The organism is Nitratireductor sp. CH_MIT9313-5, assembly GCF_037029545.1.
Taxonomy (GTDB): Bacteria; Pseudomonadota; Alphaproteobacteria; order Rhizobiales; family Rhizobiaceae; genus Chelativorans.
Genome location: NZ_JAYMER010000014.1, coordinates 563,055 through 587,691, shown reverse-complemented (window position 1 = coordinate 587,691; position 24,637 = coordinate 563,055). Strand labels below are relative to the sequence as shown.

Sequence of the window (24,637 nt, the reverse complement as noted above, 5' to 3'; positions counted from 1 at the left end):
ACACAATGGGGCGGCGCCGACCTTTTGGCAGGCGCCGCCCGATAGGCTTAACCGAAGACCTTTTTCACGGCCTTTGCGGTTGCATCGACAATCTTGTCGGCCTCTTCCCGCGTCAGGCAGAGCGGCGGGGCGAAACCGAGAATATCACCCTGTGGCATGGCGCGGCCGATGACGCCATTTTCCAATAGGGCAGCGGCCATCTGCGGACCGATCTTTTCGGAAGCGTCGAAGAAGCTGCGCGCTTGCCTGTCCTTGGCGAATTCCACGGCGCAAAGCATGCCTTCGCCACGAACATCGCCCACATGAGCATGATCGCCGACAGCATCTTTCATCGCCTGGACGAAGTAATTGCCGGTCTCTGCCGAGTTCTTCACCAGGTCGAGGCTGTCCACCAGCTTCAGATTGGCGATGCCTGCTGCCGCGCCGATCGGGTGGGCGGAATAGGTCCAGCCATGGCCGATGGGGCCGTTTTCATCTGTACCCTTCTCCAGAACTTCCCACATCTTCTTGCCGACGATGGAGCCGGAAAGCGGGGCGTAGGCGGAGGTAAGGCCCTTGGCGATGGTGATGAGGTCGGGCTCGATGTCGTAGTGCAGCGAGCCGAACATGGAGCCGAGACGTCCGAAGCCTGTCACGACCTCGTCGGCGACGAGCAGGATGTCGTGCTTCTTCAGGACCTTCTGGATCTCCTGCCAGTAACCGGCAGGTGGCGGAACGATACCGCCTGTGCCAAGCACCGGCTCGCCGATGAAGGCAGCAATCGTGTCGGCGCCTTCGCGCTCGATCAGCGCTTCCAGTTCTGCCACGCAATGAGCGGTGAACTGTTCTTCGCTCATCTCCGCTTTCGGGCGGCGGTAGTAATAAGGCGCTTCGGTGTGCAGAATCTGTGCGAAGGGCAGGTCGAACTTCTTGTGGAAGAGCTCGAGACCGGTCAGCGAACCAGTCATCAGGCCGGAGCCGTGATATCCGCGCCAGCGCGAGATGATCTTCTTCTTTTCAGGGCGACCCAGAATATTGTTGTAGTACCAGATCAGCTTGACATTGGTCTCGTTGGCATCAGAGCCGCCAAGGCCGAAATAGACCTTGGACATGCAGTCGGGTGCACGGTCCAGGATCATCTTCGACAGCGTGATGGAGGCTTCCGTGCCGTGGCCCACATAGGCGTGGTAATAGGCCAGCTCCTTGGCCTGTTCGGCGATGGCGTCGGCAATTTCGGTGCGTCCATAGCCGACATTCACGCAGTAGAGGCCGGCAAAGGCGTCGAGCAGACGGTTGCCGTCGCGGTCTTCGATATAGACGCCCGAGCCGCCAGTGACGATGCGGTTGGCGCTTTCGCCGCGCGCATGCTGCGCCAGATGCGTGGACGGGTGGAAGAAATTCTCGCGATCCCACTGGTCGAGCTGGTCATTTTTCAAAAGCATGTTTTTTCTCCTTCTCGGTTCCGGCAGGTCAGATCTGACGGCAGACATATTTGATGTTGGTATAGGCCTCCAGCCCGTGGCGTGAGCCTTCGCGTCCAAGTCCGGCCTGTTTCACCCCGCCAAAGGGGATCGGGGCGCCGGTGATCTTGGTACGGTTGACCGCTACCATACCGAACTGAAGGCCGCGCGACAGGCGCGCAATCCGTGACGGATCGGATGTGTGCAGATAGGCGCAAAGACCGGTTTCCGTTTCATTGGCGCGCTCAAGGACATCATCTTCTGCATCGAACGGCGTGAAGGCAGCGATGGGGCCGAAGGTTTCCTCGCGGAAGATCTGTGCATCTTCCGGCACATCGGCCAGAACCGTTGGCTGGAAGAAATTGGCACCTGCTTCATGGCGCTTCCCGCCTGTAACAAGGCGCGCACCGAGTGCCAGAGCATCGGCGACCTGCTCCTCCTGCTTGGCAACCGCGCGCTCATGGATGAGGGCTCCGATATCGGGGTCGGTCAGGCCGTTGCCGGTCTTCAACTGTTCCACCTTGCGGGTAAAGGCAGCAATGAAGGCGTCGTAGATGGGACGTTCGATATAGAAGCGGTTGGCCGCGAGGCAGTCCTGGCCCGAGGTTGCGAATTTCGCGGTCATCGCGCTTTCCACCGCGCGCTCCAGATCGCAGTCGGCAAAGGCGATGAAAGGGGCGTGACCGCCAAGTTCCATCACCAGCTTTTTCACGGTCGGCGCCGACTGCTTGTAGAGCAGTCGACCGATTTCGGTGGAGCCGGTGAAGGACAGGATACGCACATGGCGCGAGGTGCAGATCGCGCCAACGACTTCTGCGGCCTTGCCGGTAACGATGTTGAACACGCCTGCAGGAAGGCCGGCGCGCTCGCCCAGTTCCGCCAGCGCAAGTGCGGAGAAGGGCGTTTCGGAGGAGGGATGAGCGACCACCGTGCAGCCTGCGGCGAGTGCTGCGGCAGCCTTGCGGGTGAGCATGGCGGAGGGGAAGTTCCAGGGCGTGACCAGACCGGCAACACCCACCGGTTCGCGGGTGACCTGCATATCGGCATCGGGCAGGTGAGACGCGACGCTTTCAATTGCCACGCGCTTGGCTTCTTCTGCGTAATATTCGACGAACGACGCGGCATAGTCCATCTCGCCTCGGGCTTCAGACAGAGGTTTGCCCTGTTCGAGCACCATCAGGTGGGCAAGGTCTTCGCGCGCTTCGATGATGAGCTGGTGCCAGAGTTTGAGGATGGCCGCGCGCTCCTGCGGCGCTCTTGCAGCCCAGGCGGGGAAGGCGCGATTGGCAGCGTCAATGGCGGTCTCTGTCTGGCTCTCGCTCAATGCCGGAACGCAACCGACGCGCATTCCGTCTGCGGGGTTGGTGACGTCGATGACACGGTCATTCTCGCCGGCAACCCAGTGTCCATCCACATAGGCATATTCGCGAAACAGCCGCGGATCGGCCAGTTCTGCAAGCGAGGTCTTCTGCAAGGCTGCAAATGCATTCATGGCTCATCTCCATCGCGGGTGTTTTTGATTGAGCAATGATGGGGCCGGATGCAGCGAAGAATATTCGGGAGTTGAGGCTTTGCGCAGAAGAAACGGATGAAAAACGCTCTCTTAAATCGCCAGTTCTTCTGCAGCTTCTAGTGCTCCTCGAATAGCACCTGCAGAGGCAGAGCGCCGGGGCGCTTCACGGGCTTCGTCACGATATAGGTGAAATAGCGCACAAGCCCCAAATGCGCTTCCAGCAGATGGTCCACGAGACGCTGATAGGTGTCGATGTCGCGAGCGATGACCTGCAGGATATAGTCGAAGCCACCGCCGACCGCCCAGCAGCCATGGATCTCGTCGATTTTCTGGACAGCACGTTCGAAGAGCTGGAAATTTTCCGCGCGATGCCCCTCAAGCTCCACGGCCATGAAGACTGTGATGTGGGAGCCGAGTTTGCCCAGCGCCACTTCCGCACGATAGCCGGTAATGATGCCGGCATTTTCGAGACGCTTCAGCCTTTCCCAGCACGGGGCAGGGGTGAGGTTCACGCGTTCTGCCAGTGCTGCCTTCGAGATGCGCCCCTCAGTCTGGAGAATATGCAGGATCTTGAGGTCGCGGTCGTCGAGTTTCAGCATGGGCGAATCCGTTTCTAGATGCTGCAAGCCTATCAGCTCTGGATCACGCTGCCGAGTTTCGCCTCGCGCGCCTTTTCCAGCGCATAGGTTGCGATTGCGGTGTCCTGTGCGCCAGTGCCGGTAAGGTCGCAGATGGTGACATCCTCCTCGGACCGGCGTCCGCTGGCCGTGCCGTTGATGATCTGGCCGAGTTCTGGAGGCATTGCACCCTTCCAGAGGCTGGTCTCAATGCCCCTGCGCAATTCGCCAAGCTTTTCGCACTGGCTGACGCGGTCGCAGACGAGGAGATCAGCGGCGCTCAATGCGCGCGGGTCGATCTCGTTCTTGCCCGCCTGATCGGAACCCATGGCGGTGATGTGGAGGCCTGGATGCAGCCATTCCGCTCTCAGGATCGGCTCGCGTGCAGGGGTGGTGGTGACGACCAGCTGGCTTTGCGCAACAAGGCGCGCGGGATCAGATTCGGCTACGGCTTCCACGCCGAGGCGCGCGGCGATATCGGCTGCGCATGCCTCAGCCTTCGCCTCATCGCGTCCCCAGACTAGCACTTTGCGGAACGGCCGCACGAGGTGGGCAGCCTCGATCTGCAGACGGGCCTGGACGCCGGTGCCCATCACGCCTGCGACCTTCACTTCGCGTGGTGCCAGGTGGCGCGCAGCAACGGCACCGGCGGCAGCGGTTCTGACATCTGTCAGATAGCCATTGTCGAGCAGCACCGCTTCCACGAGGCCGGTCGTCGCAGAGAACAGCATCATCAGCCCGTTCAGGCTAGGCAAGCCCAGCTTCGGGTTTTCGAAAAAGCCGGGGCTGACTTTGATCGCGAAGCCTGCGAAGCCGGGAATATAGGCAGTCTTCACATCCACCTCGCCATGGGCCTGCGGTATCTCCATGGACAGGATTGGCGGCATGATGACATCGCCCTTGCCCAGTGCAGCGAACGCCTTTTCCACGACGTCGACCGACCCAAGATCGAGGCTCACGCATTTGCGCAGATCCTGCTCGGTGAGGATAAAGATGTCACGCGCCATAACGCTGTCCTTTCAGAACTTCATTGCCAAGCATCACGTCGCAACCGCTGACGATGTCCGTGAAGACGTTCATGTCCACGTTGCGCCCAGTGATGATCGTGGCGGTAGGGCCGGAGAGGTTGACCTTGCCGGACAGAATTGCTGCGGCGCCGATTGCACTTGCGCCTTCGCAGACGAGCCGGTCCTCGTAGTAGTGGAACTGCATGGCGTGATAGATTTCGCTTTCGCTGACAAGGACGACATCGTCGAGCAAGTCACGGCAAAGCTGCAGGGTGAGGGTGTTTTCCGTGCCTATTCCTCCGCCTAGCGAATCGGCAAGGCTTGGCACTTCCTCCACGGAGACCGGCTTGCCGGCGTCGAGCGCGGCATGCATGGCTGCGCCGTTTTGCATGGAAATGCCGATCACGCGGATATTTGGTCTGATCGCCTTTGCAGCAAGGGCGATACCTGCCGCAAGACCGCCGCCGGATAGCGGCACGAGAATTGTGTGCAGGTCGGGCCGCTGTTCCAGAAGCTCAAGCCCGATTGTACCCTGGCCGGAGATGACATCCGCATGATCGAAGGGGGGGATTTCAGCAAAACCCTCTTCCTGCACGAGGCGAGTTGCCTCAATCTGCGCCTCATCCTGGCTGCGGCCGATGATGCGGGCTTCGGCCCCCAAGGCGCGGATGCCGTCAATCTTTGCCTGCGGCACGAGTTCGGACATGCATATGATCGCCTTCAGGCCGCGCCGTGCGGCGGCATAGGCAACGGCCCGCCCGTGATTGCCGGTCGAACAGCAAGTGACACCGGGCGCATCTGTTGGCAGTCGGCTGGCGGCATTGGCTGCGCCGCGCAGCTTGAAGGCGCCGGTATGCTGGCCAATTTCCAGCTTCAGCAGGACCTCGCTTCCCAGTCTGTCGGTCAGGGCGGGACTGGGCACCAGAGGTGTATCCAGAACAGCCATTCCACTGGTGGAACGCCGAGCAGCGAAGATATCGGCTAGCACTGGAACCATGGTTGTTTCATCCCCTTGTATACATCTTCTAAGCTATCTGCGTGAAGCTTCTCCGTTCAATCGCAAAAACGACTGCAAATGACGCTATTCTTATGGTCGCCGAAAGGTAGTTGTATACAAATAGGCTTGTTGTTCAACGCGCGGCCCACCGGAGATCGCCATGCCATCAACTGCCTTGCCCTTCAGCCAGATCGAATATGCCAACCGGCTTGCCAAAACTCGCGACGCAATGGAGGCGAAGGGGATCGACATTCTGTTTGTAGAAGATCCGTCAAACATGGCGTGGCTGACGGGCTATGATGGCTGGTCGTTCTACGTCCATCAGGGCGTGCTCGTCTTCAAGGATCAGGACCCCATATGGTGGGGGCGCTCCATGGACGGCAATGGCGCGGTGCGCACGGTCTATATGGATGATGACCGCGTGCTGCGTTATCCAGACCATTACGTGCAGGCCAACACGCTGCATCCCATGCAGCATCTGGCAGAGATTATCCGCGCCTATGGCTATCACAACCAACGGATCGGGGTTGAGCTGGAGAATTACTACTTCTCCGCCAAGGCCTATCTCGTGCTTCAGGAGGAACTCCCGGATGCGAAATTTGTGGACGCCACTGCACTTGTAAACTGGCAGCGGGCAGTGAAGTCCGACGAGGAAATCACCTTCATGCGCCGCGCGGCGCGCATTTCTGAAAAGATGATCGACGGCATTGTCGAGCGTATCGAGCCGGGAATGAAGAAGAATGACCTCGTGGCTGAAATCTATGCCGATGCGATTCGCGGTGTCGATGACGACTGGGGCGAATATCCCGCAATCGTTCCGCTTCTCCCATCCGGTTCGGACGCCGCCGCGCCGCATCTGACCTGGGACGGGCGCCGTTTCGAGGAGGGGCAGGCAACCTTCTTCGAGATCGCCGGCTGCTATCGTCGCTATCACGCCCCCCTCTGCCGGACGGTTTTTCTTGGTCAGCCACCACAGCATATGCTGGATGCGGAGAAGGCGCTGGTGGAAGGCATCGAGGCGGGGCTGGAGATCGCGCGCCCGGGTAATCGCGCGGGGCAGATCGCCGATGCGCTCTATGGCTCGCTGGAAAAGGCCGGCATAAAGCGCGACGGGCGCTGCGGCTATCCGATCGGTATCTCCTATCCGCCGGATTGGGGCGAGCGCACCATTTCTCTGCGGCGCGAGGACGAAACCGTTCTTGAAGCCGGGATGACATTCCACTTCATGCCCGGCCTGTGGATGGCCGATTGGGGATTGGAGATCACCGAAAGCATCCTTATCAAAGAGGATGGCCCGGCCGAAGCACTGTGCCGTCGCCCGCGCGAACTGATCGTGAAGAACTGAGGCAGATATGGACCATCTCGCGCGCGCCAAGGAAATATTGGGCGAGCTCATCGCCTTTCCGACAATCTCGGCGGACAGCAATCTGCAGCTGATTGCCTATGCGTCGGAGCTGCTGTCGCAGGTGGGCGCGCGCATTTCGGTCATGCGCGATGAAACGGGTACGAAAGCCAATCTGTTCGCCACATTGGGGCCTGAAGGAGACGGCGGTATCGTACTCTCCGGGCATTCCGACGTCGTGCCGGTGGATGGGCAGAACTGGAATTCCGATCCTTTCACCATGCGCGAAGAGGATGGCCTTCTCTACGGGCGCGGCACCTGTGACATGAAAGGCTTCATCGCCTGTTGTCTTGCCATGGCGCCCGAATTTGCCGCGCTGGAATTGAAGCGTCCTCTGCATTTTGCCTTCACCTATGACGAGGAGGTGGGCTGCATGGGCGCGCGTGCGCTCGTGGAGGAACTGAAGCGTATGGAGTTGCGGCCATCTGCTGCCATCATTGGCGAGCCAACGTCCATGCGTATCATTGAGGGGCACAAGGGGTGCTATGAATACACGACCGAGTTCACCGGTCTGGCAGGCCATGCCTCGCGACCGGAACTTGGCGTCAACGCGATCGAATTCGCGATGCGCTATATCAACCGGCTCATGGCGCTGTCGGAGGAGTTGAAGGAGAGGGCGCCTTCGAACCGTTTCTCCCCGCCCTGGACCACGCTGCAGGTTGGACGCGTGGAAGGTGGTGCCGCGCGCAATGTCATCGCTTCCCATGCGCGCGTGGAGTGGGAAATGCGCCCTGTTGTGGAAGCTGATGCGGCGTTCGTGAAGGAGAATATCACGGCCTATGTCGACGAGGTTCTGCGGCCCGCCATGCAGGCGGTGCATGCGCAGGCAGATATTGCCACGCATGTGGTCGGCGAGGTGGAAGGGCTGGAGCCAGCGGAAGACTCCGAAGCGAGGCGCATCGTATCCGAACTGACCGGGCTCACCGAGGCCGAGGTCGTCGCTTTCGGCACGGAAGCGGGACTGTTCCAGACCGCCGGCATGTCTGCCGTTATCTGTGGTCCGGGCTCCATCGAACAGGCGCACAAGCCCGACGAGTTCATCTCGCTTGAGCAGATGGAGGCCTGTCTCGGCATGCTGGAAAGGTTGGGGAAACGGTTGTCGTGACGCAGGAGCTTGCCCCCAGCGAGGCCCGTGCCCGATATGACCGCATTTACACGACATTGCGCAAGCGCATTTGCCTGCTCGACTACCAACCGGGCCGGCGCTTGCGTGAAGAGGATCTGGCAGAGGAATTCCACGTCAGCCGCACACCCATCCGCCGCGTGCTTGCGCGGCTCGAGGATGAAGGGCTTGTGCAGTCTGTTCATGGTGTCGGTACCATCGTTACCGACTTTGATATCGAAAGTTTGAGCGAAGTTTACCGCTTGCGCATCGAGCTTGCGGAACTCACGGGCAAACTGTCACCCGTTGCGCCCGACGCAGCGCTTATGCGTGAGCTGGCGGAACTGGAGGCGCGGGCCCAGGAGCTTTTGCGGCTGCCAGATGCGCGGGACTTTGCGCGTCTCAACATGGAGTTCTTCCATCTGCTTCAGGCGCTGACGGCAAACGAACCTCTGCGCGAGGTGAGCGAGCGTCTATATTTCCAGACGACCCGCATATGGCTGAAAACCGCGTCCCGCCTTGGGCAGTATCGTAATGTGCTGCGCGAGGAGGTGGATGCCTTCATCCGCGAGATGCGCGACGTATCGCTCGCGCTGGAAAGCAGGGATCTGGCCGCGGTCGGGCATATTCGCCGCGCCCATATCTCCATGAGTTTCTCGCGGCTCCTGTCCAAGGCGCAGGCCACCGACGCGCCTGCGGCAAATTCCAATTGAAGCTTCGCAATATATTGCACTAATGCCGAAAAAATCGGCAGGATGGGGCGAAAGTCGCATAATTGTGCATCAAATATGCACCGGCATGCTGCAGTGCAGCAATGCAAACCCAGGCAAACACCGCAGATTAGAGTTTGGCACGCTTCCTGCATAGTTACAGGCGAGGGTCCAGAGGGGACAACTCGAAGCGCCGGAAACAAGGCGTGTTTGACCGCAGACAGGCTGCCGAAACCTCCTCCCTTCGGCAGCCTGTTTCTTGTGACTTCCCGAATTTGACGGGTCGGCGCAGAATAGCGCCCGGCAGGCAAGATCACGCAATCTTCTCTTTTTGATATATTATCTTGAAGACCTATGGCGGGGCGCTACCTGCCTTCGGAGGTCTGAGTGATGCGGTTTTTCAGCATCGCATTGTGGAGGAGATGGGAATTCATGTTGAGGCAACTAATCGCGGTCCTGCTGTTGGGGACCGGTCTGACTGTCGCTCATGGCGCGGAGAGTGCCAAGACGGGGGAAAAGGTCGAGGCGGATGCAGCGGCAGAAAAGGAAACCGAGACAGCGGCAGAGGCCGAGACCACCGCCGAAACTGCGGCACCGGCCATCGTCATCAAGGTCGATGAAGTGGACCTCGAAGCTGCGGAAGCGCTGTTCAAGAAGAGCTGTCGAGCCTGCCATGGGAACAAGGCCCAGGGTGTGGCGAGCTATCCGAAGCTCTCGGACAAGGAGCCGGAGGAGATCGTCGACAAGCTGGTCACCTATCGTGCCGGGGAAAAGATCGGCCCCAACTCGGTTCTCATGATCCAGAACGCAAAGAAATTGTCTGACGAGGATATCGCGGCTTTGGCGGTCTATGTCACGACTGCCTTCGACTGAAGCTTCGATGGCTATGCCGTGACCTGCAAAGGCCGCTGGCAGGAATTCGCGGATGCGCCTACACTGTGTTGGGCTTCGGTGCGGCGCGGAACGAGAAGTTCGAGAGCCCGGACGTTGTGAAAATCCAAGGGAGGATATCATGGCTATGATCAAGCCGTGCATCGCATCGCTGCTCGCCGGAACTGCCATTCTGGCATCCCCGGCACTAGCCGCTAACGGAATGAACACGACCAAGCTTCAGCACGAGGTAGTGCTGGATGGCCTGGAGAATCCGTGGGACATGGCGTTTCTCGAAGACGGCACCATGCTTTACACGGAAAAATGCAAGGGCCTCTCGGTTCGTCTGCCTGACGGGACCGTGAACGCTCTGTATGGCATGGGTGAGGGAGAAGGATACGCGTCCGCAGGATCCGATCTGTTCTGCGAAGGACAGGCGGGGATGATGGGCGTCGCTTTTGATCCGGATTTCCAGAACAACAGACGCATTTATGTCTATGCCACCTCGAACATGTCGGACCCGCACACCAACCGGCTGATGCGGTTCACGCTCAACGAGGATTTCACTGAAGTCTCCGAGCGTACCGATATCGTGGACGATGTCCCCTACAAGATGGAGGCCTCCGACCATCCGTTCGGCGGGCCCGGGGCTCATAATGGCGGGCGCGTGCGCTTTGGGCCGGACGGTGCCTTGTGGCTGACCACCGGTGACAATCACAATGAGGAAATACCGCAGAGCCCCACACTTATGGGGTCGAAGGTGATCCGGATCGATACAGACGGTAACGCGCATCCCGACAACAGCCCGCCCGAGGGATTCGACAAGCGCACCTATACCTATGGTCATCGCAATGTGCAGGGCATCGCCTTCCATCCGGAAACCGGACAGGCCATAACGGCGGAACATGGGCCGTGGCATTCGGATGAGATCACCGTTCTGGAAAATGGTGGCAATGCCGGGTGGGATCCGCGCGCCAACATGGCGGGACGTGGCGATTGTCCCGATGGCTATTGTGGCTACATGCCGAACCAGAATGAGGGCATGAACCGCTTCGAGCGCGCAGCTTTCATGCCAATGACCGACCTGGAAACCTATCCCGATGCCATGCCGCCCGTATGGACCAACAATGGTTGGTCGCAGGGCACATCATCGGCGGTCTTCCTCGAGGGGGAGCAGTGGGGTGACTGGAATGGCGCGATGGTCGTCGGGATCATGGGCATCGGCTTCGGCGGAACCCCGATCGGGCAGCGTATCGACGTGATCGAGTTTGCCGAGGAAGAAGGAAAGCTGGTGGTAGAAGACGTGACCGAGATGACGCTTCCCATGGAAGCCGGTCGCTTCCGTTCGGTCGTGCTCGGCCCGGATGGCAGCCTTTACACTGCGGTGGATGAAGGCATGATCCACAAGCTTACGCCCGGAAGCTGATCAATTCTATGGCCGCGCTATTCAGTTGGCGCGGCCATATCGCCTTGGATCATGTGCTGAGGGATCTCGAAGCGCTGGTCGTCGACGCGGATGTGGTAAGTCCCCTCGGCTAGGTGCCATTCCGTGTCCGTTCCCACGCCCGACATGGTGGCGTTGCCTCGGACAAATCTCTCGTCAGAAAGTGTCAGCATCCGTTTGAAGCTGCTCGGGAAAGTCACGACGACCACTGTCGAGTTCTGCGCATGAGCGAACGCAGCCTTGCAGGTGTCCAAGGCTTCGCCAGCATTCTGCGCGCATCGCACATTACCCATCCCATCAAAATCACCGGACCTTGCTCTCTGTGAGGCTGCAATCGCGTCTGCCGCTGCTGGGGACGGGAGGGTGGCCAGCATGAGGGCAACAAGGATTGTGACGAAGCGCATGGGACACTCCTAGCGTTTCTGGAGGAGGATGAATTGTAGTCGGGGTCTTACGTGGGTGCCAGCAGCGAAGCGGGCGTCCGGTACGGCAAGTCATGACGCCAGAAACACGAAGCATAAGCCGTAGCCGGCTCAAGAAATTGTCTCCTCCGGAAGTCTGTTTTTCAACTGCACCAGGACTGTTTGTAGCCGTGCCATTTGTGGGCGAGGCCCTCGGCAACGAGGATATCGCCTAATGACTTCCCGTCGCGGGTGATCTTGCGGAGCTTGCGCCCGTAGACATCTTCATCCCGTCCGAAGCTGCGTTTGATTTCGATCGGACCCTGGTTCAGCAGTTGCGTGAGACGCTGCTGCGCTTGGGCTGCAAGTTGCGCTTCCCTGCCGCATTGGGGGCTGAACAGCTCGGGCGTGTTGATGTCCGACAGTCTGATCTTGTCGCCATGCACATACAATGTGTCGCCGTCTACAACACAATTGATGCGCCGACCCTGGCCGCAAACGCCGAAATAGGAGCGTATAGAGTCATCTGGCGTAGGTGCAAGCGCGACGGGAAGCAGGCGACCAACATCTGATGGCACGAAATAGTAACCCGCACCGAACGCCAGCAAGATGGCAAGCGCCAGGATGCCGTAGATTTCCTGCAGCGTGCTTAAGAAACCTTGGTCAGCCGCTTTGGGAATATGCTTTTTTCGATGCCGGGGAAAATGAAGTATCTTGCCCATCGCTCCGCCTCTTGGCCGAACTATGGACAGCAGAAATTGAAGTCTGGTTCAGATGAAATTTACAACTTTAGGGAGTTGCCGGTCTGTCCTCAGGCAACCAGTTCGGCGTGCCGGGTTTGGTCGCCACGCCCTTGGAGCAGACCCTGGAGCGAGGGCGGCTGGACGCTCTGGTTGTACCCCTATAGCGTATAGCCATGGCTGGCTACGTTTACATGCTCGCAAGTCAAATGCGCGGCACAATTTACATTGGCGTTACGAATGATCTCGGTCGTCGTGTGGTCGAGCACAAGAACGGGGAAGGCTCCAGATTTACCAGCCGCTACGGGGTGACGCGACTGGTATGGTATGAAGAGCATTTCGATGTGCGTGATGCCATACAGCGCGAGAAATCTCTGAAGCGCTGGCCCCGGCAGTGGAAGATCGAGCTGATCGAGAAGACCAACTCCGAATGGCAGGAGCTCTTTCGCGGCTGGGGCTGGTGACGCGACTTAGCTTCTATGTTCGTCATTCTCGGGCCTGACCCGTCGATCATGCCGACGTGTTGTCAATACGCCCTACATGACCTGTAGCTGCATTTGCTTGTCCGCATTGTTCGCGCGACGATGGCATGGCATGGATCCTAGGGTCTTCGCCTTCGGCTCCGCCCTAGGATGACGAAGCGGGAGTAGGTACCACGCTCCCATGCCGCTGCGGCTGGCGGATGTCACCACCTCTTCGTCATCCTCGGGCTTGACCCGAGGATCCATGCCGTTGCCTCAGTGAGGTGGTATTACCTCAGCTACACCCGCTCGTCGCTCCGCAGGTATCGCATTTCTCGCAGGTGCCGTTTCTTACCATGGTGAAGTTCTGGCATTCCGAGCACATATTGCCGGTGTAGCCCTGCATGATTGCGGCCTGGCGGCGGTGGGCTTCTACCTTTTTGGCGTCGGCGGCTTCCGCTGCGGCATCGTCGGTGAAGACGGCGTTGATGCCTTCTTCTTCGGCGATTTCCTCCGCCATCTCCTTGGCACGCTCCTCATAGTCGCGGCGGAAGGCGGTTGCTTCCTCGGCCATGCCGGAAGGCTTGAGTGCCGTGGCCCCGATGGAGGTGACATTGGAGGCCGTGGTGGCCTGCCGCTTCGGCTGGTCGGTGTTGGCGGCCTGTCCCTTCGGTTCCGCCTTGCCGGTCACGACCTTGAAGGGTGCTGCACCCCGGGTGAGGCCGCGTGAGAAGGGCGTTGCCTTGCCTTCATTGATGCCGCGGCCAAGGGCCGTGTTGGTGAAGTCGGTTGTGTCCACATGGGCCAGATCCGAACGTCCCAGATAGGAGACGGCCAGTTCGCGGAAGACATAGTCGAGGATCGACGTCGCGTTCTTGATCGCGTCATTGCCCTGAACCATGCCGGCCGGCTCGAATTTGGTGAAGGTGAAGGCCTCCACATACTCCTCAAGCGGCACGCCGTATTGCAGGCCAAGCGAAATGGCGATGGCGAAATTGTTCATCATCGCGCGGAAGGCGGCACCTTCCTTGTGCATGTCGATGAAGATTTCGCCCAGACGCCCGTCGTCGAACTCGCCGGTGCGCAGATAGACCTTGTGGCCACCCACCACAGCCTTCTGGGTGTAACCCTTGCGGCGGTTCGGCAGTTTCTCGCGGTCACGCACGACCTTCTCGACAATGCGCTCGACGATCTTCTCGGAAACCTTTGCGGCCTGTGCAGCGGTCGGGGCTGCGGCCAGTTCCTCGATGATATCGTCGTCATCGTCCTCTTCGTCGGCAAGAAGCGAGGCGTTGAGCGGCTGAGACAGCTTGGAGCCATCGCGGTAGAGCGCATTGGCCTTCAAGGCCAGCTTCCAGGACAACATGTAAGCTGCCTTGCAGTCCTCCACCGTTGCATCATTCGGCATGTTGATCGTCTTGGAGATCGCGCCGGAGATGAACGGCTGAGCTGCCGCCATCATGCGGATGTGGCTTTCAACCGAGAGATAGCGCTTGCCGATCTTGCCGCAGGGATTGGCGCAATCGAAGACGGGCAGATGCTCGTCCTTCAGATGCGGTGCGCCTTCCAGCGTCATGGCACCGCAGACATGGATGTTGGCGGCCTCGATGTCCTTCTTGGAGAAGCCCAGAGCCGGCAGCATCTCGAAGGAGAAGTCGTCGAGCTGCTCGTCAGTGAAGCCCAGTGCTTCCTTGCAGAAGGCTTCGCCAAGCGTCCACTTGTTGAAGGCGAACTTGATATCGAAGGCTGACTTCAGGGCTGTGTTCAGGGTCTCGATGACTTCGTCGGTGAAACCCTTCGCCTTCAGGCTGGTCGGATTGATGCCCGGAGCCTGGTTCAGATTGCCGTGGCCGACAGCATAAGCCTCGATTTCCGCGATCTGTGCCTCGGAGTAGCCCAGCGTACGCAGGGCTTCGGGTACTGCACGGTTGATGATCTTGAAGTAGCCACCACCGGCCAGCTTCTTGAACTTCACCAGCGCGAAGTCGGGCTCGATGCCGGTCGTGTCGCAGTCCATGACCAGGCCGATCGTACCGGTGGGCGCGATGACGGTTGCCTGTGCATTGCGGTAGCCGTGCTTTTCGCCAAGTTCGATGGCGCGGTCCCAGGCAGACTTTGCGTGCTCCACGAGATCGGAATAGGGGCAATCCTCTGCCTTGATCGGCACCGGATTGACCGCGAGCTTCTCGTAGCCGTCTGCCTCGCCATAGGCCGCACGACGATGATTGCGCATGACGCGCAGCATGTTGTCGGCGTTGCGCTCATAGTCGGGGAAGGGGCCAAGCTCACCGGCCATTTCGGCCGAAGTGGCGTAGGCTACACCCGTCATGATCGCGGTCAGCGTGGCACAGATTGCTCGGCCTTCGTCGGAATCATAAGGAATACCCGAAGTCATCAGGAGGCCGCCGATATTGGCGTATCCCAGGCCCAGCGTGCGATATTCGTAGGACAGCCTTGCAATTTCCTTGGAGGGGAACTGCGCCATCATCACCGAAATTTCGAGCACCATGGTCCACAGGCGAACCGTGTGCTCATAGGCGGCGATGTCGATGGAGCCGTCCTTGTTGCGGTACTGCAGCAGGTTCATGGATGCCAAATTGCAGGCCGTATCGTCCAGGAACATGTATTCCGAGCAGGGGTTGGATGCGCGGATGGGACCGGCGGCGGGCGAGGTGTGCCAGTCGTTCATGGTCGTGTTGAAATGCAGGCCCGGATCCGCGGATGCCCATGCGGCATAACCGATCTTGTCCCACAGATCGCGCGCCTTCACGGTCTTGGCGACCTTGCCGTCAATGCGGTTGATCAGGTTCCACTCGCCGTCGGCCTCGACCGCACGCAGGAAGTCGTCCTTGATGGAGACGGAATTGTTGGAGTTCTGGCCGGAGACGGTGAGATAGGCTTCCGAATCCCAATCCGTGTCGTAGGTCTTGAACTCGATATCCGTGTAGCCCTGCTTGGCGAACTGGATAACACGCTTGATATAGTTCTCGGGAACGGCGGCCTTCTTGGCAGCCTTCACCTCGCGCTTGAGGGCAGGGTTCTTGTTCGGCTCGAAGCAATCATCATTGTCGGCCTCGCAATTCACGCAGGCCTTCATGATGGCTTCGAGGTGCTTCTTGACGATCTTGGAGCCGGTGACGAGGGCGGCAACCTTCTGCTCCTCCTTCACCTTCCACTCGATATAGTCCTCAATGTCGGGATGGTCGGCATCAACGACGACCATCTTTGCCGCGCGACGCGTCGTGCCGCCGGACTTGATGGCGCCGGCTGCGCGGTCGCCAATCTTGAGGAAGGACATCAGGCCGGAGGACTTGCCGCCGCCGGACAGCTTTTCGCCCTCGCCGCGCAGATGCGAGAAGTTGGAGCCCGTGCCGGAACCGTATTTGAACAGGCGCGCCTCGCGGACCCAAAGGTCCATGATGCCGCCTTCATTGACCAGATCGTCGCCAACGGACTGGATGAAGCAGGCATGTGGCTGCGGGTGCTCGTAGGAGGATTTCGACTTGGTCAGCTTGCCGGTGAACGGGTCCACATAATAGTGGCCCTGGCCGGGACCATCGATGCCATAGGCCCAATGCAGACCGGTGTTGAACCATTGCGGAGAGTTCGGGGCGACGCGCTGGGTGGCGAGCATGTAGCAAAGCTCGTCCATGAAAGCCTGCGCATCGGCTTCCGAATTGAAATAGCCGCCCTTCCAGCCCCAATAGGTCCAGGTGCCCGCAAGACGGTTGAAGACCTGAGCCGCACTGGTCTCGGAGCCATACCGCTCATCTTCAGGCAATTCAGCGAGGGCTTCCTCATCGGCAACCGAACGCCACAAGAAGGAGGGAACAGAGTTCTCCTCGACCTTTTTCAGGCGTGCGGGAACGCCGGCCTTGCGGAAATATTTCTGCGCGAGAATGTCGCTTGCGACCTGGCTGAACTGCGCCGGCACATCGATATCGGCAAGGCGGAAAACCACCGAGCCGTCCGGGTTCTTGATTTCGCTCGTCGCCTTGCGGAAGGGAACCTCCGCATAAGGTGACTGGCCTTCCTTGGTGAACCGCCGTTCGATGCGCATGATCGTCCCTTTTCCGTCCTACTGTTGGGCGCTTGAGCCGGCTTTTCGAAGCCTGGCTCTAACGCCCGGTCCGCCTTGTCCTCGCCGGCATGTGCTGCCGGCTGATCCGTGAAGCCAGTCCGCAAATCTTCCCACACGCAAACGCCCGGAAAAGGGCAAATGGTGAAGAAGGCCTCGACATGCGGGCCGGCGATATCCTGACGCTGCTGGTGAAGCTCTGCTCAAGAGATTTTCACACTATCTAGTATCAAGGCTAATCGCTACCGCTAAATATAGTATTAACAGTTTGCTTCTGCCAGCCCTGATGCAGGCGCCCCCGTCGCAATATTCGCCCAAGTCAAAGACAAGGGCACCCATCCGCCGACTGCGACCAGTCCGGCAGTTTCAACAACAACTCTGATGTACGGGATGACCGACTACTCGACTTCCGGTCGCGCCCCCCAATCGAGCGCATCTTCATAAAAAGCGACTCGGTGTGAAGCGTCAAGGGATCGTTTTGTTTCGATTCTATGACGCTACATGTTGTGTGTAGTGCATGTGGATATCGGGGACGGACGGCTTATGGCCTTGCTCGTGCGCAAAGCGCACCACTTCCCGGCGCCACAACTTTACGACACCGCGTTGAGTGCCAGAAAGATGACAGCTGCGAGCAAGGCGGCTGCGGGCACGGTCGTTACCCAGGCAGCGACAATTGTCGTCACATGCGCGCGACGGACGAGTTTGCGGCGAACGACTTCTTCACGCGACATCTTGGTGCTGGTCGGTTCATCATCTCCGAGGATGATGGTAGCCGCGTCGATGTTTTCCTCGGGCACTTGAAGGCCCTTGCGTTCCAGATAGCGCCGCCGCCGCTTTGATTTCGCCGTATACCATTCGCGGAAGAAGCCGACGCCGAAGATTGCGCCTACTGCCGTATGGGTCGAGCTGACCGGGAGGCCAAGGCCGGAGGCTATGATTACCGTAATGGACGCCGAAAGGGCGACACAAAAGGCGCGCATCGGATTAAGCTTGGTGATCTGTTCACCGACCATGCGGATCAGCTTGGGTCCGAACAGGATCAGGCCGAAGGAGATGCCAGCTGCGCCAATCACCATGACCCAGATCGGGATAGCAACTTCCGCGGAAACCGTGTCTGCCTGAGCAGTGAAGACGATGGCAGCCAGCGGACCCACGGCATTCGCGACGTCATTTGCGCCATGGGCGAAGGACAGAAGACACGCTGAAATTACGAGCGGCAGCTTGAACAGCTTGCGCAGGGACTGGTTCCGGTTCTCCATCCCGCGCGACTGATTGCGCACGTGGAAGTGCGAAAGGATCCAGGTGAGACCAAAGGCGCTAACGCCGATCATGATGATGGTGATCTGGTCGATCCTGACGATCTTCTTCAGACCCTTGGTGGCGAGATAGGCACTGAAGGCACCAGCCATGATGGCGATCAGCAGGGGCACCCAGCGCCGTGCTGCAGTGATCTTGTCATCCTGATAGATGATGAATGTCTTGATGAAGGCCAGAAAGATGGCGGCAACCACACCGCCCATTACGGGTGAGACGACCCAGCTGGCCGCAATCTGAGACATCGTAGCCCAATCCACGGCCGAAAAACCGGCTGCTGCAATGCCTGCACCCATCACGCCCCCCACCACAGAGTGCGTGGTGGACACGGGTGCACCGATCCAGGTGGCAAGATTGATCCACAGAGCGGACGAGATGAGCGCGGCCATCATCGCACGGATGAATACGGCTGGCGTGCTGACTGCTTCTGGAGAAACAATGCCCTTCGAAATTGTGCCCACGACGTCGCCACCGGCAATAAGCGCGCCAGCACTTTCGAAGACGGCGGCAATGATCAGTGCGCCGGTAAGGCTGAGTGCACGCGAGCCCACGGCGGGACCCACATTGTTGGCGACATCATTGGCGCCGATATTCAGTGCCATATATGCACCGATCGCGGCCGCCGCGATGATGATGACCGCCTTTGGCTCTCCGACCACATAGATAGAGGCGAATATGCCGGCCAGCGCCAGGAAGAGCAGGCCCAGACCCGGTGCGACGAGACCGCGTGCCACAAGACTGGTTGCTTCCTCGACATGCACCAGCTTGTCGAGATCCTTGTCGAGGGTCTGCTTTCTCGGTGTGGTCGAACTGTCGGTCATTGTACTTCGCTACGCGCCGGAGGTTTGTTTGCTAGTCGCCTAAGTATTGTGGCGCCGAGAAACAAGACGCTAAGGCCAACAAGCGGCTTCACGCCGCGATTTTCCGTGGAGAACCCCGAAACGAAGCAAGTATCGCAGCCAGATCCGACTCTCTGACCATTTCACCAGCCTCCCGCGGGCGAACCCAGCGGCGCGTGCGTTCGTTCTTTTCCGGCCAGATGTCGGCGATTGTTGAAACCTCGAGGGCGAAGAGTGCAACTTCGCATCGCATCTGAATGCCGCTCGACTGCTTCTTGCGGTAGATGTAGCGTCCTACTTCGCGGTTGGAGATCGTGCCTGATACGCCAGCTTCCTCGGCGGCTTCGCGGGCGGCTGCCTCCGACAGCGTCTCTCGCCCTTCCGGCCATCCCTTGGGGAGCACCCAGCGCCCGGTGTCTCGGCTGGTAATGAGCAGGATTTCCACCTGCTCCTCGCGCATGCGCCAAGGTAGCGCTGCCACCTGCACCCGGGGCGGATTGCCCCCGAAAAAACGGCGCAACTGCTCGCCGATATTCATGCGGCGCATCGTATCCAGCAAAGTACTACCCATCCCCATGGCTGCATGCTCCGTCCAACTTGCCCGAGATCAGGCCATCATCGTGAAGCATCCTTGTGGGGAAGGTAGGGCTTCAGGCGAAATAAGCAAATCCCTGCTTCAGGAGCGCGCGGAACCGCCTTCTCAGCCTGCTTCGCCCTCTGCGATCGGCTTCTGATAGGAAAAGCCAAGATCCCACGGGAAGTAGATCCAGGTGTCCTGCGAGACTTCGGTGATGAAGGTATCGACAAGCGGTCGACCCTTGGGCTTGGCATAAACGGCTGCAAAATGAGCCTTTGGCATCATTGCCCGCACAATGCCGGCGGTCTTGCCAGTATCCGTCAGGTCATCGACGATCAGAACATCCTGGCCTTCATCTTCCAAAAGTTCCGGCGTTATCTCCTTCAGGACCTTCAACTCCCCTTGCGAGGAATAGTCATGATAGGAGGCAACGCAGACCGTTTCGATCAACCGGATGCCCAATTCGCGCGAGATGATCGCGGCGGGGACGAGGCCACCACGCGTTATGCACACGATCGCCTTCCATTTGCCATTCACGCCGGCAAGGCGCCAGGCGAGGGCGCGTGCATCGCGATGGAACTGGTCCCAGGAAACGGGGAAGGCTTTTTCGGGCAGGGCTGGCATCTTGTCGCTCCGGTACATGCTGGCGGGTCGGGCCGGGTGCGGGGGAATTACCCGCAAAGTGCAGGAGTGGCAAGTAAAGTCGGCCTCAATGCGCCATGAATGTGGGGACCGTCATGTTGCGCAGCATGTCATGGGTCAGGCCACCGAATATCATCTCGCTGATGCGCCCACGCCCGAATGCGCCCATGACGAGAAGGTCCGCTCCGCTTTTTGCCACACACTCGTTAACCGCCTGATGCTGGCTGCGCCCTGCGCTTTCCTCCGTGCGAATGGTGACATCAATGCGGTGGCGCGAAAGCGCTTCCGCGATGGCGTTGCCAGCCATGTCCGCGTCCTGACGCAGGGTGTCGAGCGTGTCGAGCACAAGGATTTCGACCTTGCCGGCCTGTTTCATGAGAGGGAGAGCGTCAAAGGCAGCACGTGCTGCCTGACGGCTGCCATTCCAGGCAAGCATGATGCGCGCGGGTGCTTTCGCAGCGTGGCTCGAACCATGAGGCACGAGCAAGACGGGCCTTCCGGTTTCAAACAGAAGTGCTTCGAGATCCGACTTTTCCTGCGCATCCGCTTCGGGATCGTTTTGTGCCGCGATGACCAGATCGCAGCTTCGCGCGCTTTCGATGCCGGAGATCGCTGCATCTCCAGCAACCGTATCGTAGGAGCGCCATTCATGAAGCACGCCTTCGGAACGCGCCCTGCGCTCGAACAGTTCGCGCAGTTCGCTTGCATCTTCGGGATGCATGAGGCCCGGATCGATAATAGGCATGCCCAGCGGAGAAGCCGCGGTGATGGGCAATGCTCGCGCATGGAGGCCGATCAGATGTGCTTCATGGCGTGCGGCGAAGGGCAGGGCGTAATCCAGCAGGGCAGATGCGGATTGTTCGCGATGAAGTATACCCAAAATCGTGCGGTAGCTCATGTGCCCCTCCTGTCGGTCAGATGATGGGAGAACGGCCAAGAGCAGAATCCGTTCAAAGCTTTTCGAGCATGTCCTCAACCGCTTTGACAGCCGCTTCCATTTTCGCCTGATCCCGCGATCTTACCACGATTTCCGTCCAGAAGCTGCCGTCCTGGTATTTGGGATAGGAGCCGATGATCGTGTCGGGATGCGCGCTTTGTATATCGGCCAGCGGTGCGCCGATCGTCCCTTCACCATGCTTGCAGGGGACGGTGGTCGAGATGAGCTTCGTGCCTGTGCGCAATGTCGGGATCACATTGTCGAGCATGGCCTGGAAGATCGCAGGCACCCCGGCCATCACATAGACATTGCCGATATTAAAGCCGGGTGCGACGGATACGGGGTTGTCGATATGCGTTGCGCCTCGGGGCATGCGTGCCATGCGCCTGCGGGCAGATGTGTATTCCATCTCACGGCGGGCATAGTGCTCGCGAAGCAGCGTGTCGGCCTTCTCGTCATGTTCACAAGGCAGGCCGAAAGCCGCAGATATGGCATCTGCGGTAATGTCGTCATGGGTCGGCCCGATGCCGCCTGTCGTGAAGACATAGCTATTGCGTTCACGCAGCGCGTTGACCGCCTCGACAATCGCATCCTGGTCGTCGGAGACGATGCGCACTTCCTTCAGGTCGATGCCGATGGCGGTCAGCATCTCCGCCAGGTGGCCAATGTTTCGGTCCTTGGTCCGTCCTGAAAGGATTTCGTCGCCGATGACCACCATTCCTGCCGTGATGATGTCGCTCATGCCTTACCCCGATTATCGTCGGGCATAGCAAGTAGCGGGCAGGGAGCATTCCGGCAATGGGTGTGAAAGAGTGAACAGTCTGTGTCCCGTTTGGTGTGTTTTATGAACAGCATGGCTGCACTAGTTGGGATTGGTCAGTTATCAGCCCGGAAAGGCAAACCATGACCAAGATTCTCGTTCTCTACTATTCCAGCTGGGGCCATATGGAGGCCATGGCTCGTTCCGCCGCCGACGGCGCGCGTGCGGCCGGTGCGGATGTGACCATCAAGCGTGTGCCCGAACTCGTGCCGCAAGATGTGGCCGAGAAGGCTGGGTACAAGCTTGACCAGGACGCTCCCGTCGCTGAGCCGCTCGAGCTTGCCGACTATGACGGCATCATCTTCGGCGTCTCGACCCGTTTCGGGATGATGGCGTCGCAGCTGAAGAACTTTCTGGATCAGACCGGGCCGCTTTGGGCCGAAGGAAAGCTTATCGACAAGCCGGCAACCGTCATTGCCTCCACGGCAACGCAGCATGGCGGCGCGGAAATCGCTCTGGCGTCCACCCAGCTTGCACTCCAGCATCACGGCATGATCATCGTGCCGCTGTCCTATGCCTATCAGGGGCAAATGGGCAATGACGTTGTGCGCGGCGGTGCGCCCTATGGCATGACGACGACCAGCAACAGCGATGGGTCGCGCATGCCATCGGAGCAGGAGCTGGAAGGCGCAAAGTTCCAGGGCGAGCGCTTCGCGCGCATCGCTGCCAAGCTGAAAGGCTGAGGCAGGCGCTTCAAACATTCGAACGGCGGGCGGTTGTTGCGACCGCCCGCCGCTGCTTTTTGAGGCTTGATTACCCCGCTTCAAGCGGCTACCCGTCATGCCCGTGCGGACGTGGCGGAACTGGTAGACGCAAGGGACTTAAAATCCCTCGATCCTTGATCGTGCGGGTTCGATTCCCGCCGTCCGCACCATCTTTCCTCTTCTCAAGGCGCTGGTGCTGCGTGTTCGGCGATGACGCTCAGGAAGGCCGGGCCGTAGCGGTCCAGTTTCGTTTCGCCAATTCCGGGAATTCTGCTCAATTCAGCGCGCGAGGCCGGCCGTGTCGTTGCCATCTCGATCAACACCTTGTCGTGGAAGATGACATAAGGCGGAATATTCTGTTCCCTCGCGATCTCCCGTCGCTTTTCGCGCAGCGCCTGGAACACGATCTCGTGCTTTTCGGGCAGGGCAGAACGTTTGGAGCGGGCTGCACTTTCGGTCGTGACCGGCTTGGGCCGCGGCTTGCGCAGCATGAGGGTGGGGCGCTCCTTCAGGAACTGAACCCCATTTTCGGTCAGGTGAAGCCCGCCGAAGCCTGCGCTGTCGGTGGCAATCAGACGCAAGGCGATGATCTGGCGCAGGATGTCCCGCCACATGCGCCGCGGCTGATCCTTGCCGATGCCGTAGGTGGATAGCTTGTCATGGCCATTGGCCAGGACCTTCTCGTTCCTGGAGCCAAGCAGAATGTCGATGATGTGAGCCTGTCCGAAGCGCTCACCGCTGCGATAGATGCAGGAGAGGATCTTCTGCGCCGGGATTGTCGCGTCGAACATTTCCGGCGGGTTCAGGCAGGTATCGCAGTTGCCGCACGGCTCGCAGTCATCATCGAAATAGTTGAGCAGCGCCTTGCGGCGACAGTGGCCGGTCTCCGCCAGGCCCAGAAGCGCGTCAAGCTTTTGGCGTTCAACGAATTTGCGCTGTTCGGGCGCGTCCGATTCCTCAATGAAGCGGTTGCGCTGGACCACATCGCCCATGCCATAGAGCATCATCGCCTCGGCAGGCAGACCGTCGCGGCCGGCACGGCCCGTCTCCTGATAATAGGCTTCGATCGAGCCCGGCAGATCGAGATGGGCAACGAAGCGGACATCGGGCTTGTCGATCCCCATGCCGAAGGCGATCGTGGCGACGACGATCACTCCGTCCTCGCGCTGAAAGCGATGCTGTGCCTTTTCACGTGCACCACGGTCCATGCCCCCGTGATAGGCGATGGCGTCATAGCCCTGTTCGCAAAGCCATTCAGCGGTTTCTTCCGTCTTGCGCTTGGAAAGGCAGTAGACAATGCCGCTTTCGTCGCCATGCTCTTCGAGAAATGCGCGCAACTGGCGGCGGGGATCGGCCTTCTCGGTGATGGTGTAGCGGATATTCGGACGGTCGAACCCCGAGACAAAGCAATCTGCCTCATCAATCTGAAGCAGTGTGCGGATTTCGGTGCGGGTTGGTGCGTCTGCGGTTGCCGTCAGCGCCATGCGCGGCGTGCCGGGAAAGATTTCGCCCAACTCCCCAAGCGCCCGGTAGTGAGGGCGGAAGTCGTGACCCCATTGGGAGAGGCAGTGCGCTTCATCCACTGCGACCAGCGAGAGCGGCACATTGCGCAAGCCTTCCAGCGTCGCATCGCGCATGAGCGTCTCCGGTGCGACATACAGGAGATCAAGCTCGCCATCATGGATCTGGCGCCAGAGTGCGCGGCGGGCATCGCCATCAAGGTCGGAATTCAGTGCAGCGGCGCGCACACCGGCTTCTCCAAGTGCGGTCACTTGGTCGAGCATCAAGGCGATCAGGGGGGACACGACGAGACCCATTCCGGGGCGCGCGAGCGCAGGTATCTGGTAGCACAGTGACTTGCCGCCACCCGTCGGCATGAGAACAAAGGCATTGTTGCCGGCGACCACGTGCCGGATGATCCTTTCCTGCTGGCCGCGGAATTTCTTGTAGCCGTAAACGCTCTTCAGGATGTCGAGAGGATCGCGCACCATTGTCCCGCCTGCATTCGAATCACTTAGGGCCA

General features: G+C 59.6%; 21 protein-coding genes and 1 tRNA gene. 8 read left to right on the top strand and 14 right to left on the bottom strand.

The annotated features are described in order from the left end of the window. Positions 1–47: 47 nt before the first annotated feature. The 5 genes from WA367_RS10370 to eutB all read right to left on the bottom strand — a co-directional run bounded on the left by WA367_RS10370 (position 48) and on the right by eutB (position 5,573). Entirely contained in the window at positions 48–1,421 is a 1,374-nt protein-coding gene (locus WA367_RS10370; protein WP_336056667.1) for an aspartate aminotransferase family protein, read from the bottom strand. Positions 1,422–1,449: 28 nt separating this feature from the next. Continuing rightward, on the bottom strand, positions 1,450–2,931 hold the full coding sequence (locus WA367_RS10365; RefSeq protein WP_336056666.1) for an NAD-dependent succinate-semialdehyde dehydrogenase: 1,482 nt from the start codon (positions 2,929–2,931) through the stop codon (positions 1,450–1,452). 137 nt (positions 2,932–3,068) lie between these two features. After that, the gene (locus tag WA367_RS10360) at positions 3,069–3,551 is read right to left on the bottom strand and encodes an Lrp/AsnC family transcriptional regulator (protein WP_336056665.1); all 483 of its coding nucleotides are present in this window, start codon (positions 3,549–3,551) and stop codon (positions 3,069–3,071) included. 32 nt (positions 3,552–3,583) lie between these two features. After that, positions 3,584–4,576: a cyclodeaminase gene (locus WA367_RS10355; protein ID WP_336056664.1), complete on the bottom strand. Its 993-nt coding sequence runs from the start codon at positions 4,574–4,576 to the stop codon at positions 3,584–3,586. Beyond that, positions 4,566–5,573, bottom strand: a complete 1,008-nt coding sequence (gene eutB / locus WA367_RS10350; RefSeq protein WP_336056663.1) for a hydroxyectoine utilization dehydratase EutB — start codon at positions 5,571–5,573, stop codon at positions 4,566–4,568. The genes WA367_RS10355 and eutB overlap by 11 nt, the downstream gene beginning before the upstream one ends. A gap of 160 nt (positions 5,574–5,733) precedes the next feature. Between eutB and doeA the strand changes: the two genes are divergently transcribed. The 5 genes from doeA (at position 5,734) to WA367_RS10325 (ending at position 11,083) form a co-directional block, all read left to right on the top strand. Next, entirely contained in the window at positions 5,734–6,918 is a 1,185-nt protein-coding gene (gene doeA, locus WA367_RS10345) for an ectoine hydrolase DoeA (protein WP_336056662.1), read from the top strand. 7 nt (positions 6,919–6,925) lie between these two features. Next, the gene (gene argE, locus WA367_RS10340; protein ID WP_336056661.1) at positions 6,926–8,080 is read left to right on the top strand and encodes an acetylornithine deacetylase; all 1,155 of its coding nucleotides are present in this window, start codon (positions 6,926–6,928) and stop codon (positions 8,078–8,080) included. Beyond that, the gene (locus tag WA367_RS10335) at positions 8,077–8,790 is read left to right on the top strand and encodes a GntR family transcriptional regulator (RefSeq protein WP_336056660.1); all 714 of its coding nucleotides are present in this window, start codon (positions 8,077–8,079) and stop codon (positions 8,788–8,790) included. Before argE ends, WA367_RS10335 begins: the two co-directional genes overlap by 4 nt. A 429-nt stretch (positions 8,791–9,219) precedes the next feature. Continuing rightward, positions 9,220–9,660: a c-type cytochrome gene (locus WA367_RS10330; protein ID WP_336056659.1), complete on the top strand. Its 441-nt coding sequence runs from the start codon at positions 9,220–9,222 to the stop codon at positions 9,658–9,660. Positions 9,661–9,799: 139 nt separating this feature from the next. Then, positions 9,800–11,083: a PQQ-dependent sugar dehydrogenase gene (locus WA367_RS10325; protein ID WP_336056658.1), complete on the top strand. Its 1,284-nt coding sequence runs from the start codon at positions 9,800–9,802 to the stop codon at positions 11,081–11,083. Between the two features lie 17 nt (positions 11,084–11,100). On the opposite strand, the gene WA367_RS10320 is transcribed toward WA367_RS10325, so the two are convergent. Together WA367_RS10320 and WA367_RS10315 are read right to left on the bottom strand one after the other, a co-directional pair. Next, entirely contained in the window at positions 11,101–11,505 is a 405-nt protein-coding gene (locus WA367_RS10320; RefSeq protein WP_336056657.1) for a hypothetical protein, read from the bottom strand. Between the two features lie 161 nt (positions 11,506–11,666). Continuing rightward, the gene (locus WA367_RS10315; RefSeq protein ID WP_336056656.1) at positions 11,667–12,224 is read right to left on the bottom strand and encodes a thermonuclease family protein; all 558 of its coding nucleotides are present in this window, start codon (positions 12,222–12,224) and stop codon (positions 11,667–11,669) included. A 194-nt stretch (positions 12,225–12,418) separates the two neighbouring features. Here WA367_RS10315 and WA367_RS10310 point away from each other — a divergent pair, with 194 nt between their 5' ends. Further along, positions 12,419–12,706 (top strand): GIY-YIG nuclease family protein, encoded by a 288-nt coding sequence (locus tag WA367_RS10310; RefSeq protein ID WP_336056655.1) that lies wholly within the window; start codon positions 12,419–12,421, stop codon positions 12,704–12,706. Between the two features lie 292 nt (positions 12,707–12,998). On the opposite strand, the gene WA367_RS10305 is transcribed toward WA367_RS10310, so the two are convergent. From WA367_RS10305 to WA367_RS10280, 6 genes are all read right to left on the bottom strand, one after another. Further along, positions 12,999–16,763 (bottom strand): vitamin B12-dependent ribonucleotide reductase, encoded by a 3,765-nt coding sequence (locus WA367_RS10305; RefSeq protein WP_336056654.1) that lies wholly within the window; start codon positions 16,761–16,763, stop codon positions 12,999–13,001. Between the two features lie 608 nt (positions 16,764–17,371). Beyond that, the gene (locus WA367_RS10300) at positions 17,372–18,916 is read right to left on the bottom strand and encodes an inorganic phosphate transporter (RefSeq protein ID WP_336056653.1); all 1,545 of its coding nucleotides are present in this window, start codon (positions 18,914–18,916) and stop codon (positions 17,372–17,374) included. An 88-nt stretch (positions 18,917–19,004) separates the two neighbouring features. Continuing rightward, on the bottom strand, positions 19,005–19,505 hold the full coding sequence (locus tag WA367_RS10295; RefSeq protein ID WP_336056652.1) for an NUDIX hydrolase: 501 nt from the start codon (positions 19,503–19,505) through the stop codon (positions 19,005–19,007). Between the two features lie 129 nt (positions 19,506–19,634). Continuing rightward, positions 19,635–20,135: a xanthine phosphoribosyltransferase gene (gpt, locus tag WA367_RS10290; protein WP_336056651.1), complete on the bottom strand. Its 501-nt coding sequence runs from the start codon at positions 20,133–20,135 to the stop codon at positions 19,635–19,637. Positions 20,136–20,220: 85 nt separating this feature from the next. Beyond that, on the bottom strand, positions 20,221–21,051 hold the full coding sequence (locus WA367_RS10285) for a universal stress protein (protein WP_336056650.1): 831 nt from the start codon (positions 21,049–21,051) through the stop codon (positions 20,221–20,223). Between the two features lie 52 nt (positions 21,052–21,103). Beyond that, positions 21,104–21,832 carry a competence/damage-inducible protein A gene (locus WA367_RS10280; protein ID WP_336056649.1) on the bottom strand — a complete coding sequence of 243 codons (729 nt, stop codon included), beginning with the start codon at positions 21,830–21,832 and terminating at the stop codon, positions 21,104–21,106. Positions 21,833–21,993: 161 nt separating this feature from the next. On the opposite strand from WA367_RS10280, the gene wrbA reads away from it, so the two are divergent. Further along, entirely contained in the window at positions 21,994–22,593 is a 600-nt protein-coding gene (wrbA, locus tag WA367_RS10275) for an NAD(P)H:quinone oxidoreductase (RefSeq protein WP_336056648.1), read from the top strand. 105 nt (positions 22,594–22,698) lie between these two features. Further along, positions 22,699–22,784: transfer RNA gene (locus WA367_RS10270), tRNA-Leu, on the top strand. A 12-nt stretch (positions 22,785–22,796) separates the two neighbouring features. Here WA367_RS10270 and recQ read toward each other — a convergent pair. Beyond that, positions 22,797–24,605 (bottom strand): DNA helicase RecQ, encoded by a 1,809-nt coding sequence (gene recQ, locus WA367_RS10265; RefSeq protein ID WP_336056647.1) that lies wholly within the window; start codon positions 24,603–24,605, stop codon positions 22,797–22,799. Positions 24,606–24,637 lie beyond the last annotated feature (32 nt).

Excerpts from the sequence above, each read along its gene's own strand:
- wrbA (WP_336056648.1), top strand. The coding sequence starts at position 21,994 with ATGACCAAGATTCTCGTTCTCTACTATTCCAGCTGGGGCCATATGGAG.
- WA367_RS10325 (WP_336056658.1), top strand. The coding sequence starts at position 9,800 with ATGGCTATGATCAAGCCGTGCATCGCATCGCTGCTCGCCGGAACTGCC.
- WA367_RS10320 (WP_336056657.1), bottom strand. The coding sequence starts at position 11,505 with ATGCGCTTCGTCACAATCCTTGTTGCCCTCATGCTGGCCACCCTCCCG.
- gpt (WP_336056651.1), bottom strand. The coding sequence starts at position 20,135 with ATGCCAGCCCTGCCCGAAAAAGCCTTCCCCGTTTCCTGGGACCAGTTC.
- WA367_RS10365 (WP_336056666.1), bottom strand. The coding sequence starts at position 2,931 with ATGAATGCATTTGCAGCCTTGCAGAAGACCTCGCTTGCAGAACTGGCC.
- WA367_RS10310 (WP_336056655.1), top strand. The coding sequence starts at position 12,419 with ATGGCTGGCTACGTTTACATGCTCGCAAGTCAAATGCGCGGCACAATT.
- WA367_RS10330 (WP_336056659.1), top strand. The coding sequence starts at position 9,220 with ATGTTGAGGCAACTAATCGCGGTCCTGCTGTTGGGGACCGGTCTGACT.
- doeA (WP_336056662.1), top strand. The coding sequence starts at position 5,734 with ATGCCATCAACTGCCTTGCCCTTCAGCCAGATCGAATATGCCAACCGG.
- recQ (WP_336056647.1), bottom strand. The coding sequence starts at position 24,605 with ATGGTGCGCGATCCTCTCGACATCCTGAAGAGCGTTTACGGCTACAAG.
- WA367_RS10300 (WP_336056653.1), bottom strand. The coding sequence starts at position 18,916 with ATGACCGACAGTTCGACCACACCGAGAAAGCAGACCCTCGACAAGGAT.
- WA367_RS10285 (WP_336056650.1), bottom strand. The coding sequence starts at position 21,051 with ATGAGCTACCGCACGATTTTGGGTATACTTCATCGCGAACAATCCGCA.
- WA367_RS10315 (WP_336056656.1), bottom strand. The coding sequence starts at position 12,224 with ATGGGCAAGATACTTCATTTTCCCCGGCATCGAAAAAAGCATATTCCC.
- eutB (WP_336056663.1), bottom strand. The coding sequence starts at position 5,573 with ATGGTTCCAGTGCTAGCCGATATCTTCGCTGCTCGGCGTTCCACCAGT.
- argE (WP_336056661.1), top strand. The coding sequence starts at position 6,926 with ATGGACCATCTCGCGCGCGCCAAGGAAATATTGGGCGAGCTCATCGCC.
- WA367_RS10280 (WP_336056649.1), bottom strand. The coding sequence starts at position 21,832 with ATGAGCGACATCATCACGGCAGGAATGGTGGTCATCGGCGACGAAATC.
- WA367_RS10370 (WP_336056667.1), bottom strand. The coding sequence starts at position 1,421 with ATGCTTTTGAAAAATGACCAGCTCGACCAGTGGGATCGCGAGAATTTC.
- WA367_RS10360 (WP_336056665.1), bottom strand. The coding sequence starts at position 3,551 with ATGCTGAAACTCGACGACCGCGACCTCAAGATCCTGCATATTCTCCAG.
- WA367_RS10305 (WP_336056654.1), bottom strand. The coding sequence starts at position 16,763 with ATGCGCATCGAACGGCGGTTCACCAAGGAAGGCCAGTCACCTTATGCG.
- WA367_RS10295 (WP_336056652.1), bottom strand. The coding sequence starts at position 19,505 with ATGGGTAGTACTTTGCTGGATACGATGCGCCGCATGAATATCGGCGAG.
- WA367_RS10355 (WP_336056664.1), bottom strand. The coding sequence starts at position 4,576 with ATGGCGCGTGACATCTTTATCCTCACCGAGCAGGATCTGCGCAAATGC.